Annotated in this window: 12 protein-coding genes; 10 read left to right on the forward strand and 2 right to left on the reverse strand. The window is 55.1% G+C overall.

Features of this window, described 5'->3' with window-relative positions; translation table 11 throughout:
* Position 1: 1 nt before the first annotated feature.
* Positions 2-1,462 (reverse strand): glucose-6-phosphate dehydrogenase, encoded by a 1,461-nt coding sequence (gene zwf, locus FQ179_RS01340; RefSeq protein WP_149395470.1) that lies wholly within the window; start codon positions 1,460-1,462, stop codon positions 2-4.
* A 231-nt stretch (positions 1,463-1,693) separates the two neighbouring features.
* Here zwf and FQ179_RS01345 point away from each other — a divergent pair, with 231 nt between their 5' ends.
* From FQ179_RS01345 to FQ179_RS01375, 7 genes are all read left to right on the forward strand, one after another.
* On the forward strand, positions 1,694-2,731 hold the full coding sequence (locus FQ179_RS01345) for a LacI family DNA-binding transcriptional regulator (protein WP_149395471.1): 1,038 nt from the start codon (positions 1,694-1,696) through the stop codon (positions 2,729-2,731).
* Positions 2,731-4,224 (forward strand): sugar ABC transporter ATP-binding protein, encoded by a 1,494-nt coding sequence (locus FQ179_RS01350; RefSeq protein WP_149395472.1) that lies wholly within the window; start codon positions 2,731-2,733, stop codon positions 4,222-4,224. Before FQ179_RS01345 ends, FQ179_RS01350 begins: the two co-directional genes overlap by 1 nt.
* Before the next feature lies 1 nt (position 4,225).
* The gene (locus FQ179_RS01355) at positions 4,226-5,230 is read left to right on the forward strand and encodes an ABC transporter permease (RefSeq protein WP_149396858.1); all 1,005 of its coding nucleotides are present in this window, start codon (positions 4,226-4,228) and stop codon (positions 5,228-5,230) included.
* 130 nt (positions 5,231-5,360) lie between these two features.
* The gene (locus FQ179_RS01360; protein WP_149395473.1) at positions 5,361-6,326 is read left to right on the forward strand and encodes a substrate-binding domain-containing protein; all 966 of its coding nucleotides are present in this window, start codon (positions 5,361-5,363) and stop codon (positions 6,324-6,326) included.
* Between the two features lie 210 nt (positions 6,327-6,536).
* On the forward strand, positions 6,537-7,598 hold the full coding sequence (locus FQ179_RS01365; RefSeq protein WP_149395474.1) for a sugar phosphate isomerase/epimerase: 1,062 nt from the start codon (positions 6,537-6,539) through the stop codon (positions 7,596-7,598).
* 55 nt (positions 7,599-7,653) lie between these two features.
* Positions 7,654-8,775 (forward strand): Gfo/Idh/MocA family protein, encoded by a 1,122-nt coding sequence (locus FQ179_RS01370; RefSeq protein WP_149396859.1) that lies wholly within the window; start codon positions 7,654-7,656, stop codon positions 8,773-8,775.
* A gap of 153 nt (positions 8,776-8,928) precedes the next feature.
* Complete coding sequence (locus FQ179_RS01375; RefSeq protein ID WP_149395475.1) at positions 8,929-9,993, forward strand: LacI family DNA-binding transcriptional regulator; 1,065 nt, start codon at positions 8,929-8,931, stop codon at positions 9,991-9,993.
* On the opposite strand, the gene FQ179_RS01380 is transcribed toward FQ179_RS01375, so the two are convergent.
* Positions 9,961-10,272, reverse strand: a complete 312-nt coding sequence (locus FQ179_RS01380; protein WP_149395476.1) for a hypothetical protein — start codon at positions 10,270-10,272, stop codon at positions 9,961-9,963. The two genes, FQ179_RS01375 and FQ179_RS01380, sit on opposite strands and share 33 nt — an antisense overlap.
* A gap of 127 nt (positions 10,273-10,399) precedes the next feature.
* On the opposite strand from FQ179_RS01380, the gene FQ179_RS01385 reads away from it, so the two are divergent.
* From FQ179_RS01385 to FQ179_RS01395, 3 genes are all read left to right on the forward strand, one after another.
* Positions 10,400-11,071: an amino acid ABC transporter permease gene (locus tag FQ179_RS01385; RefSeq protein ID WP_149395477.1), complete on the forward strand. Its 672-nt coding sequence runs from the start codon at positions 10,400-10,402 to the stop codon at positions 11,069-11,071.
* On the forward strand, positions 11,071-11,724 hold the full coding sequence (locus tag FQ179_RS01390) for an amino acid ABC transporter permease (RefSeq protein WP_149395478.1): 654 nt from the start codon (positions 11,071-11,073) through the stop codon (positions 11,722-11,724). The genes FQ179_RS01385 and FQ179_RS01390 overlap by 1 nt, the downstream gene beginning before the upstream one ends.
* Before the next feature lie 66 nt (positions 11,725-11,790).
* On the forward strand, positions 11,791-12,594 hold the full coding sequence (locus FQ179_RS01395; RefSeq protein WP_149395479.1) for a transporter substrate-binding domain-containing protein: 804 nt from the start codon (positions 11,791-11,793) through the stop codon (positions 12,592-12,594).
* The last annotated feature ends 23 nt before the right edge of the window (positions 12,595-12,617 follow it).

The following is a 12,617-nucleotide window of genomic DNA, read 5'->3' on the forward strand; positions in this document are numbered from 1 at the left end:
TTTAGGTCTCCTCTTGCCAGGTCGCGCCTGCGCGCGACAGCAGCCCGCTGGAGGCTGCGGGCCCCCAACTGCCGGCAGTATAGGTTTTGGGAGCAATAGAATGCCTGTCCCAGCAGGCCAGTATAGGCTCTACCCAGCTCCAAGCCTGGGCCTGCTCGTCGCCGCGCATGAACAGGGCGAGACGGCCGCGGATGACATCAAGTAGAAGACGTTCGTACGCGTCGGCGCGCGGCGTCTTGAACATTGTCTGAAAATCAAGATTCAGATAGGTGGATTGCAGGCTCATGGTGTCACCCGGCTTTTTGGTCATGAAATGCAGCCGTACGCTTTCGGTAGGCTGCAGCCTGATCACCAGCTTGTTGCCGGCTTGCTGATCTACAGGAGCCGGAAACAATGCATGCGGTACATGGCGAAAATTGATCACAATCTCGGCCACTCTTTCTTGCATGCGCTTTCCGGTGCGCAAGAAAAACGGTACACCAGCCCAGCGCCAGTTGCTGATTTCGGCCTGCAGCGCTACAAAGGTTTCGGTGTTGCTGTCTGAAGCCACGTGGGGCTCGTCAAGGTATCCGGTTACGGCTTGACCACGAATGGCGCCGTTGCGGTATTGTCCGCGCACGGTCTTGGTTAAAACATCTTCTGTACTGAAAGGTTTAAGTGACTTGAGCACCTTGAGCTTTTCATCGCGCACGGCATCTTCTGACATACTGGCTGGTGGCTCCATGGCCACCATGCACAGCAACTGCAACAAGTGGCTTTGCAGCATGTCGCGCAGGGCCCCGGTGCGGTCATAAAACTCTCCGCGTTCTTCAACGCCAAGCTCTTCGGCAATGGTAATTTGTACGTTGTCTATCCATTCGCGTCGCCACAGCGGCTCGAATAGCGTGTTGCCAAAACGTATGGCCAGCAGGTTTTGTACTGACTCTTTGCCCAGATAATGATCAATGCGGTAGATTTGGCTTTCAGTAAACCACTGGCCAACCGCCTGATTAATGGCCGTCGATGACGCCAGGTCGTGGCCCAGAGGTTTTTCGAGCACTAGGCGTGTACCGGGGTGGTTAAGCCCGGCCTTGGCAAGATGCCCGCAGATCCCAGTAAATAAGTGTGGTGCGGTTGCCAGATAGTGCACGGTGACGCGGTTGCTGTCGCAGCCCAAAATACCTGCCAGATGCGTGTAGTCTTCAGCGCGGTCGGCATCCAGCTTCAGGAAGTGGATACGGTCGGTAAAGCCTTGCCAGGTGCTTTCGTCAACGCCGTCTCCCAGCCTGGGCTTGACGCGCTCTTCAAGCAGCGCCAAGTACGCTTCGTTGTTGACGGCTTTGCGACCAAGGGCGTAAATACGCCCGTCTTTATTAAGCGTGCCCGATTGATGGGCGTAAAAGAGCGCAGGGATCAACTTGCGCAGGGCCAGGTCGCCGGTGCCCCCGAAAAAAATGATGTCAAAGGCGGGTGTGGTGGCCATGAGTCTCCTTTTTAGGCGGCGTGACGCTTTGCAGCGTACTAATGCAAACTCACCTACTGTCTGATTGTAATTTGATGACAGACATAGAACCAGTGGGGTTCGTCGTTTCAGGGTAAGTCCGCATGGGTGGGGGGCTCAACCCGATGTAATAATGTAATCGATTACATTTTGATGAGACAAGAGGGTGATAACCCCTTGCCATAGAAAAAGTGCAGGAGACAATTTCTCGCCATGGCAAAGCCATACTCTCGATCTGATCCGCGTGGCCGACACGATCGCAGCGTATCGATAGCGCAAGTCGCTGAGCACGCCGGTGTTTCGGTGGCGACGGTTTCGCGTGTGCTAAATAGCAGTGAGGCCGTTCGCGAACATACCCGTCAACACGTTATGGAGTCGGTGCAGGTGCTGGGGTATAGGGTCAACCAGCTGGCACGCAGTCTGCGCACTGACGAAAGCCGTTTATTACTTGCATTGGTGCCTGATATCGACAATCCGTTTTATGCGCCTATCGTCCACGGTTTTAACGCGATTGTGCAAGAAAAGGGGTATTCAGTACTTTTGTGCGAGACGGGTGGCGACGCGCTGCGCGAGCGTCGTTACCTTGACCTGTTGTATTCGCGGCGTGCTGATGGTGCTGTCTGCCTTGACCCCGACACAGTGCAGAAGGCCATGGGTGGAGCCGCCATGCATTTTCCCTGGGTGGCCTGCTGTGAATATGATGAAAGCGTGGCTGTGCCCTATGTTGGCATTGATAATTGCACCGCGGCGCATGACGCCGTGTCTTATCTGGTAGGGCAGGGGCATACACGTATAGCCTTCGTCAATTCTGACACCCGATTTATGTATGCACGCGAACGTTTAAAGGGCTACCAAGACGCCCTGCAGCAAGTTAATATTGCCTGTCGGCCTGACTACTGTGTTCAGGTGCAGAGCCTGGATTTTGCTGCGGGTCGGCAAGCTGCCGCCAGCTTGTTGGCCCTTGATCAGCGGCCAACGGCTGTTTTTGCCGTGTCAGACACCCTGGCCATAGGGGTTATGCGCGGGCTTTACGATGCAGGCCTGCGTGTGCCAGACGACATGGCTGTCATGGGCTTTGACGATATTGCCCTGGCACAGCAAACATGGCCGGCCCTGACAACAGTGGCCCAACCCATGCGTACGCTGGGCGAGCAAGCCGCATGGTTGCTGCTAAAACGGTTGGATGACGGTACGGGCACCCAGGGTGGTGTTGTGCTGCCGCATCGTCTTGTTATACGGGAGAGCGCGTAATGAGCCTGTCCGCCAGCTTCAACTCGGTAAGCAAAGACTTTGGCCCTGTACGGGTGCTGCATGACGTCGATATAAGCTTTGAACGTGGCCATGTATATGGCCTGCTCGGCGAAAATGGCGCGGGCAAGTCTACCCTTATGAAAATACTGTGTGGCTACGAGCAGCCCAGCCAGGGTAGCCTGCTTATTGATGGGCGCCCCTGCCACTTTGCCTCATCGGGTGAGGCCGAGAGCCTGGGCATAGTCCTCATCCACCAAGAAATCAACCTGGCTGATGACCTTACCATTGCGCAAAATATTTTCCTGGGCCGTGAAAAAAAGCGTGGCCTGTTTCTTGACAGCGCATGGATGCGCCGCGAAACCACTGCGCTGCTGGACCAGGTCGGGCTGCGTGCAGACCCTGATACCAAGGTAAGCCAGCTTATCGTTGCTGAAAAGCAATTGGTGGAGATTGCCAAGGCGCTGTCCAAAAATACGCGGTTGCTGGTTATGGATGAGCCTACGGCGACACTGACCCCGACAGAAACCGAAAGGCTGTTCGGGTTAATCAGCCGGTTTCACGAGGCGGGCACGACGGTTATTTATATATCGCACAAACTAGACGAGGTCGAGCGAGTTACCGATCGTATTGTCGTCATGCGTGACGGTCGCTTTATCACCGCGCGACCCACCGCAGGTACCTCACGACGTGAAATGGCCAATTTAATGGTGGGCCGCGAACTCGAAGATCTGTTTCCCGAAAAAATACCGGCACCCTCAGGCGTGGCCCCTGCGCTAGAGGTAAAAAACTTCAGCGTGCCAGGCTGGGCACATGACATCAGCTTCTGTGTGCGTCCGGGCGAAATCCTGGGCTTTGCAGGGCTGGTGGGAGCAGGGCGTACCGAATTGTTTGAAGGTCTGCTGGGCTTGCGGCCCAGTGAGTCGGGCCAGGTATTTATGCAAGGGGTGCCTCACCGTTTTCGCAACCCCCGTGATGCCGCGCGGTGTGGGCTTACTTATTTAAGTGAAGACCGTAAAGGCAAAGGCATATTGCTGCACTTCGGGTTGCGACAGAACCTCACCTTGATGGCCCTGGAGCGTTACGCCAAGCCGTTTATCGACTCTGCGGGCGAGCGTGAGGCGCTCAAGACGGCAGTGAGCGAGTTTGGCATACGTACCGGCAGCCTGGACGTGCCGGCTTCAGCGTTATCGGGCGGCAATCAGCAAAAGCTGGCGCTTGCCAAAGTGTTGCATCCCCACCCGGGTGTTGTCATTCTCGACGAACCGACACGCGGGGTCGATATCGGTGCCAAGCGCGATATTTATTTTCTGATCCAGAAATTGGCCAGCAATGGGCTGGCGGTGGTTGTGATTTCTTCTGAACTGGCCGAGCTCATCGGGCTTTGCCACAGAGTGCTTGTGATGCGTACCGGGCACCAGCAGGGTGTGCTGGAACAAGATCAACTGAACGAAAAGGAGCTGATTGCGCATGCAACCGGAACACAAACAGCCTGATATGCCACCAGGTGCGGAGGGTGGAGTGGGTCAACGATATCAGAACGGCGGTTGGGCCAGGCATTTGCATGGGCTTGGGCCTATTGCTGGCCTGGTGCTGCTGTGTATTGCGGGCACCATGCTCAACAGCAATTTTGCGGACATCGACAACATTCTGAATGTGCTGACGCGTACCTCGTTCATAGGCATTATCTCGGTGGGTATGTGTTTCGTGATTATTTCGGGGGGCATTGACCTCTCGGTTGGGTCAATGGCGGCCTTGATTGCCGGCAGCATGATTTTGGTCATGAACGCGCTCACGGGTGTGGTCGACTCCATGATGCTCATTATTGTGCTGGGCATGGTGTTCGCCATCGTGATGGGAGGGCTGCTGGGCCTGGCGCATGGGTTGCTGATTACGCGCGGGCGCATTGAGCCGTTTATTGTCACGCTGGGCACGCTGGGTATTTTCAGGGCTTACCTTACTTACCTTTCGGATGGGGGCGCGATCACGCTCGACATGAACGTGTCAGATGCCTACAGCCCTGTGTATTACGGCAGTCTATTGGGCATGCCGGTGCCAGTATGGGTGTTTCTGGCCATTGCGATCATGGGTGGCATCGTGCTCAACCGTACCGCATTCGGTCGCTATGTGCAGGCCATAGGCTCCAATGAACAAGTGGCACGTTATGCCGCCGTAAACGTTGACCGATGCAAAACGCTTACCTATGTATTGCTTGGCATGTGTGTGGGTATTGCGACGGTGCTGTACGTGCCCAGACTGGGGTCAGCCAGCCCCACCACCGGGTTGCTCTGGGAGCTCGAGGCCATTGCAGCCGTCATTGTGGGTGGCACGGCCTTAAAGGGGGGCTCCGGGTCTATGACTGGCACGGTGGTCGGCGCCATTTTGCTTTCGGTTATTGGCAATATTCTCAATCTTACCAGCATTATCAGTGTGTATCTGAACGCGGCGGTGCAAGGCTTTGTAATCATTATCGTGGCCTTTATGCAGCGCAGGCGTTCGTGAATACAGCAGGGTGAGGGGCACATTTTGGCCCGCAAAGGGTGTAGCAACGTGGCACGGTCGTTGGTGACATCAACGGCCATCAATCTGGCCGAGCTTGGGTTCGGCATTTATGAAAATATGGAGACACAGCATGCAATTCTCTTTACGTAAACTCGCTGTCGGGCTCTCCGCCGTGGCGGCCTTTGGTTTTTCGGCAAGCACACTGGCTCAGGAGAAAGTGACTCTCGGCGTATCCATACCGGCCGCCACCCATAGTTTTACGGCAGGCATTGTGTGGTGGTCGAACGAAGCCAAGAAAGAACTCGAAGCGGCACACCCCAACCTGAAAGTCATCGTCAAGACGTCCAGTGGTGCGCCTGAGCAAGCAAACCAGCTGCAAGATTTACTTACCGTCAACAAGATCAATGCTCTGGTCATTATGCCGTTTGAGTCTGCTTCGCTGACACAACCCGTCATGCAACTGAAAAAGAAGGGTGTGTATATCACCGTGGTCGACCGGGGCCTTACAGACACCAGCGCACAAGACGCCTACGTGTCGGGTGACAACACGGCGTTTGGCAAGCTGGCGGCCGAGTATCTGGTGAAACAGCTGGATGGCAAGGGCGATATCGTGGCCTTGCGCGGCATACCTACTACGCTTGATAACGAACGCATGGATGCGTTCAAGTCGGTTATTGATAAGCATCCTGACATCAAGCTGCTGGACGCACGGTATGGCAACTGGAATCGCGATGATGCGTTCAAGGTCATGCAAGACTACCTCACCCGATTTCCACACATCGATGCCGTCTGGGCTGCGGACGACGACATGGCAGTGGGCGTATTGAAGGCAATCGAACAGGCCAAGCGAAGCGACATCAAGATCGTATTTGGCGGTGCTGGTGCCAAGGATATGGTCAAGTCCATTCTTGAGGGCACTAATCCCTTGCTTCAGGCCGATGTGTCCTATTCGCCCAAGTTTATTTACGAGGCCATCAAGCTTACAGCTGAGGCCAGGCTGAAAAACGAGAAATTGCCTGATATGACGATTGTGCCTTCGGTACTCATTACCAAAGAAAACGCCAAAGACTTTTACTTCCCTGATTCTCCGTTCTGATCAGGCGTGCCGGTTTGCAGCCTCCCATGTAGATGGGTGTTACGTCTGCAAACCGGCATAATATATTTAAAGCCCGTCGCATATACAGGCCTTTCATAAGAGGCGTGCAGGTTGCGGGCGCACTTTGCCTGGCCTCCCTAAGCTCGCCAAACATGCGCGTACAAGCATGGGCGTGCAGCTGCCGGGAACACCAGCTCAAGCGAGTGAATCATGAAGACAATTAAAGGGCCGGGTATTTTCCTGGCACAGTTTATCGGCGAGAAAGCGCCGTTCAATACGCTGGAAGGCTTGGCGGGCTGGGCAGCTGGGTTGGGCTACAAGGGAGTACAAATACCCACGAGCAATACCGCACTATTTGATCTGGAGCTGGCTGCAAACAGCCAGACATACTGTGATGACGTCGCGGGTATGCTGCAGGCGCACGGGCTTGCCGTTACCGAGCTCTCCACCCATTTGCAAGGCCAGTTGCTGGCTGTACACCCTGCCTACGATACCTTGTTTGACGGGTTTGCCGCACCTGAGGTGCGAGGTAATCGCGCAGCGCGCCAGCAATGGGCGCATGAACAATTGATGCTGGCGGCAAAGGCCTCGCAACGTCTGGGGCTGTCGGCGCATGCGACGTTTTCAGGTGCACTGGCCTGGCCCTATATGTATCCGTGGCCGCAACGTCCTGCTGGCCTGGTAGAGGAAGCGTTTGCGGAACTGGCACGACGCTGGCGCCCGGTGCTCAATGCGTTTGACGAGGCGGGTGTTGATGTGTGCTACGAGCTGCACCCCGGCGAAGACCTGCACGACGGCACCAGCTTTGAGCGCTTTCTCGAAGAGGTAGGCGGGCATAATCGTGCCGCGATTTTGTACGACCCCAGCCATTTTGTGCTGCAGCAGCTCGACTACCTTGCCTTCATTGATATCTACCATGAACGCATTCGCGCCTTTCACGTTAAGGACGCCGAGTTTCGATCTTCGGGTCGCCAGGGTGTATACGGTGGCTTCGCGAACTGGGTAGAACGGGCCGGCCGTTTCCGGTCGCTGGGCGACGGGCAGGTTGATTTTCGTGCCATTTTTTCCAGCATGGCACAGTATGATTTTGCGGGCTGGGCCGTGCTGGAATGGGAGTGTGCTCTGAAGCATCCTGAGCAAGGTGCTGCCGAAGGCGCGGCCTTTATTACGGACCATATCATCCAGGTCGCCGAGCATGCGTTTGATGATTTTGTCAAAAGCGGCACCACGCAAGCGCAGAACCGGGCTTTGCTCGGGCTCACGAGCACGTAACCAGGCAATTTTGGATAAGCGGAGAGAAGTTGTGCGATCACGATTAAAGCTAGGCATGGTTGGGGGCGGAAAGGGAGCCTTTATTGGCGCGGTACACCGCATGGCAGCGCGACTCGATGACCGCTATGAGCTGGTCGCTGGTGCGCTGTCGGCTGATGCCGCGCGGGCAGCGCAAGGGGCTGCCGAGGCGGGCATTGCTCCTGAACGCAGTTATGCAGACTGGCGCGAGATGGCGCGTTGCGAAGGAAATATGCGCCGTGCCGGCCAGGGAGGCATTGACGTGGTTTCCGTTGTTACGCCCAACTATCTGCATGCACCCGTTGTCAGGGCGTTTCTGGCCGAAGGCATTCACGTCATCTGCGATAAGCCGCTCACGACTACGCTGGCTGACGCACTTGCCCTGCAAAAGCTCGCCGAGCAAACTGGCCTGATCTGTGTGCTGACGCATACGTACACCGGTTATCCCATGGTGCGACACGCACGGGCACTGGTTGAACAAGGCGTAATTGGCGATTTGCGCCTGGTGCAGGTTGAGTATTCGCAAGACTGGTGGGCCGAGGGCCAGGCCTTGACGGGAGAGGGTGGCTGGCGTGAAGATCCGGCACTGGCCGGGCCTGCCGGCACATTGGGAGATGTTGGTATCCACGCTTACCAGCTTGCCAGCTATGTTACGGGTCGCGAGCCTGAAGAAATCGCCGCCGAGCTTCATACTTTTGGCCCCGGTCGTCTGCTGGACGATCATGTCCAGGTCATGATGCGGTACGCTAACGGAGCGCGCGGAACACTGTGGGCAAGTCAGGTGGCGACGGGGTGTGAAAATGCCCTAACCTTGAGGGTGTACGGCACGAAAGCGCAGTTGCGCTTTGAGCAGGAACACCCCGACGTGCTCTGGCTAACGCCTCAGGGCGGTGCGGCGCAGCGCCTTACCCGAGGGCGAGTGAGCAACGACGAGGCTCAGCATGCTACGCGCATTCCGGCGGGACATCCTGAGGGCTATATTGAGGCGTTTGCTCAGCTTTATCGCGATGCGGCAGATCTGATCGAAGGCCAGCAGGTCAAGGGCCGCCTGCCCGATTTTACCGATGGCGTGATGGGCAGTCGCTTTATCGAAGCGGTATTGCAAAGTCATCGCAGTAACACAGCATGGGTCAGCATCGCGACGCAGCCAAGGTCCTGAGCGCTGCTTGGCCTTACGAATACAGATGATTGCCTGGCCCGGTTTTGCATACTCCGATAGGTTTTTTTAATGTGCTTTGTCCCAGACGAGGGTGATGGCTAAAATGACCTCGAGACAGCACACCTACGATGCTCACGTTATTGGCCCGACTAAATGAAAAAAAATATACCGCGCAATACGATTGCAGACGTTGCGCGTCACGCTGGGGTATCAAAAGCCACCGTATCGCGGTTTCTTAATCATCGCGAGAAACTGCTGTCACCGCAGATCGCCGAGCGCGTCGATGCCGCCATCAACGAGCTGCGCTATGTACCCAGTCCAATGGCCCAGGCGCTCAAATGGGGCCGATCCAAGCTAATTGGCCTTGTGGTGGCCGATATTACCAATCCTTTTTCCGTGGCCGTGCTGCGTGGGGCTGAAGAAGCGCTCCGCAAAGCGGGGTATCTGGTCATGTTGTTCAACCTTGGCAATGAAAGCGAACGTGAAAGCGCTGCACTGCAGGCGTTGTCGTCTTACAAGGTTGAAGGCTTTGTCCTGAACGCTATGGGGCACGATACTGGCGCATTGCTCGAGGCAGCAAGCCAGGGTAAGCCCGTTGTGTTGATTGATCGCTTACATCCGGGCCTGGACGTTGACATTGTGGCGCTCGACAATCGGCATGCCATAGAAGAATGCTGTAGACACCTGATTGACGCAGGGTATGGCGAGTTGATGCTGGTTACTGAGCCAGTTGGCAAGGTCAGTTCACGCATGGAGCGTAAACAGGCCTTTACTCAAATGATGGCAGACGCAGCGATTCCTGGCGTCTGTATAGAGCAGCTGCAGAATGATTCCCAGGCACTTATACAAAATTTACGCCAATTTAAAGACGAGGCGCGCGCGGCACCCGCAATTATCTGTGCCAATGCGGTGATAACACTGCAGGTAGTGGCTGCCGCAGAATCGCTGGGTTGGCGGCTGGGTATTGATGTGGGCCTGGTCGGCATCGATGACACACCTTGGGCACCCTATGTCGGCCCAGGCATTACCGCGCTGGCTCAGCCCACTGACCAGATCGGCCAGTTGGCGGCAAATTGCCTGCTGCAACGCCTTGGCGGTCTTGACTCGCCGGGCAGAAATTTCCGCCCCCAGGGCACACTCATGATAAGAGGGTCTACAAGAGGCCCCGGCATATCTGCCGACAATTTACGTAAACGTGAAAATAGTGAGAATGGTTGAGCTGCCGATGATCGCCAAGGCCGCGCGGGCTATCAGTCTGTCGATAGTCGTAAAAGCGACGCGAATTGTCAGGCTGCCGGTAACCATCAAGGCGATGCAGGCGGTCAGGCTGTCAATTGACTTGAAGGTGAGATCGACAAATAGGAAGAGAATATCGATGGACACACCAAAGCAACCTGCTGATATACTTTGTGCACACCTCACTGAAACCGGTTTCATAATGGGTTTTAAACCAGAAAGGCGATGTTGGCGCGTGATGGCCAGTTTTCCTCGACGCATACCAATTCAACATCTATGCTTTCTGTAGAGGTGTCTGTAAGCTGTGCCATAAATGGCCAGACGGCAATATCTATTCTGACAGTTGGTATGCACAGCGTGCCGGCATTGACTGGGTTCAAGTAATCGCGTGAACTATACATTTCAATTCGGTCCGGTTTTTGAAGCCTGGCCCTTGTTGCTCCGAGGCACCTGGATGACCATTCAGCTGTCATTTCTTGCGATGGTGCTTGGGCTCCTGATTGCAGTGGTTTGCGCTTGGGGCAAAACAGCCGGCCCCAGGCCACTGCGCTGGGTTATCAATATTTACATTGAACTCATTCGCAACACCCCTTTTCTGGTGCAGCTGTTTTTTTTCTTTTTTGCCTTGCCCGCCATTGGTGTGCGTTGGTCGCCCTACACGGCAGCGCTCGTCGCCATGACGGTAAACCTTGGCGCCTATGCCACCGAAATTGTTCGGGCTGGCATAGAGTCCATACCCAAGGGCCAGATTGAGGCAGGTTTGGCCCTTAATCTTTCGCGCGCAGAAACGTTCAGGTTTATTGTGCTCAAGCCCGCTTTGCGGGCTATTTACCCGGCCCTGACCAGCCAGTTTATTTTGCTTATGCTGGCATCCAGTGTTGTTTCGGTTATCTCGGCCAATGACCTTACTTCGGTCGCCGCCAACCTGCAGTCTGAAACCTTCCGCAGTTTTGAAATCTATATCGTGGTCACGGGTATATACCTGCTGCTGACCTTGCTGTTTTCCTATGCCTTCCGGCTCATCTTTCAGCGCACCCTCAATTACCCGGGGGGAAGATAATGCGTACGTTCGGTTATTCAGATTTCTGGTTTATTCTTCAGGCGGCTCAGTGGACGATTGCCCTGTCGTTAATGGCATTTATAGGTGGGGGTGTGGTGGGGCTGATTGTGGCGCTTTCCCGCAGCTCCAGAAACCGGGTGGCGCTGGCTTCGTCCATGGGCTTTATACAAATTTTCCGCGGCACACCACTGTTATTGCAGTTATTTCTTGTGTTCTTTGGTGCACCGGTGCTGGGTCTTGATATCAATCTCTGGGTGGCCGCTGCGCTTGCGCTTACCTTGAACAGCGGCGCGTTCCTGGGTGAAATATGGCGCGGCTGCATACAAGCCATACCACAAGGCCAATGGGAGGCTGCCGACGCACTGGGCCTGTCGTACCGCAGCAAAATGCGCGACGTCGTCTTGCCACAGGCCCTGAAAATTGCCGTGCCGCCAACAGTGGGTTACCTGGTACAGATCATCAAAGGCACATCGCTGGCGGCTATTATTGGCTTCACCGAGCTTACGCGTGCTGGCCAAATTATTAACAATGCAACGTTTCAGCCTATGCTAGTGTTTTCGATTGTGGCCACTATTTATTTTTGTATTTGCTGGCCACTTTCGCTTCTGGCTGGGCACATGGAGCGGCGCCTGGCGGCGTCGCTGTCAAGGTAACCGATGCGGTCGTACTATTTAGTGTGCGACAACATTCGGATCTTATTTTTAACGGGGAGACATATTATGTTTTTAACAACAAAATTAAAGCAGCTGGCGCGTATTTCGCTTGTGGCGGGGTGCATGTCGATGGCGCTTGGCGTTGGTACCGCAACGGCAGAAACCATAGACAAAATCAAAGAGAAGGGCGAAGTCGTTATCGGCATGCTGGTAGATTTTCCACCCTATGGCATTTTGAACACTGACAACAAACCCGATGGCTATGATGCCGACGTAGCTCGCCAGCTGGCAAAAGACATGGGCGTCAAGCTGCAAATTATGCCGGTGACGGGGCCTAATCGCATACCATTTCTGTTAACTGGCAAGGTCGATCTGCTGGTTGCGTCGCTGGCCATTACGCCCGAACGCGCCAAGCAAGTGCAGTTTTCACATCCATACTCTGCCGCGCAAATTGTGCTGTTTGGCGGTAAAGATGAAAAAATTACCGATGCCAAAGACCTTGCGGGCAAACGCGTGGGCGTGGCACGAGCCAGCACACAAGATATCGCCGTGACCAAGATTGCACCTAAAGATGCTGAGATCAGGCGTTTTGATGACGATGCGTCAGCCATGCAGGCCTTGCTTTCTGGCCAAGTTGATGCCATTGGCTGCTCGACAACGGTGGCGGCACAGATAGCCAAGCGCGAGCCTGGACGCTACGAGAACAAGTTTGTGTTGCTGCAGCAGGAAATGGCCGTGGCGATGCGCCCGGGTGAACCTGAAACACTCAAGGCCGTTAATGCTCTTATCGACCAGAATATCGACAATGGCAACTTCAGCAAACTGTACGAAAAATGGCTGGGTTCCCCATTGCCCAAACTTTCCAAGTAGTAACAACAATAGCCTTTGGTGAA

Origin of the sequence: Pusillimonas sp. ANT_WB101 (assembly GCF_008369125.1) — a bacterium.
Classification (GTDB): Bacteria; Pseudomonadota; Gammaproteobacteria; order Burkholderiales; family Burkholderiaceae_B; genus Allopusillimonas.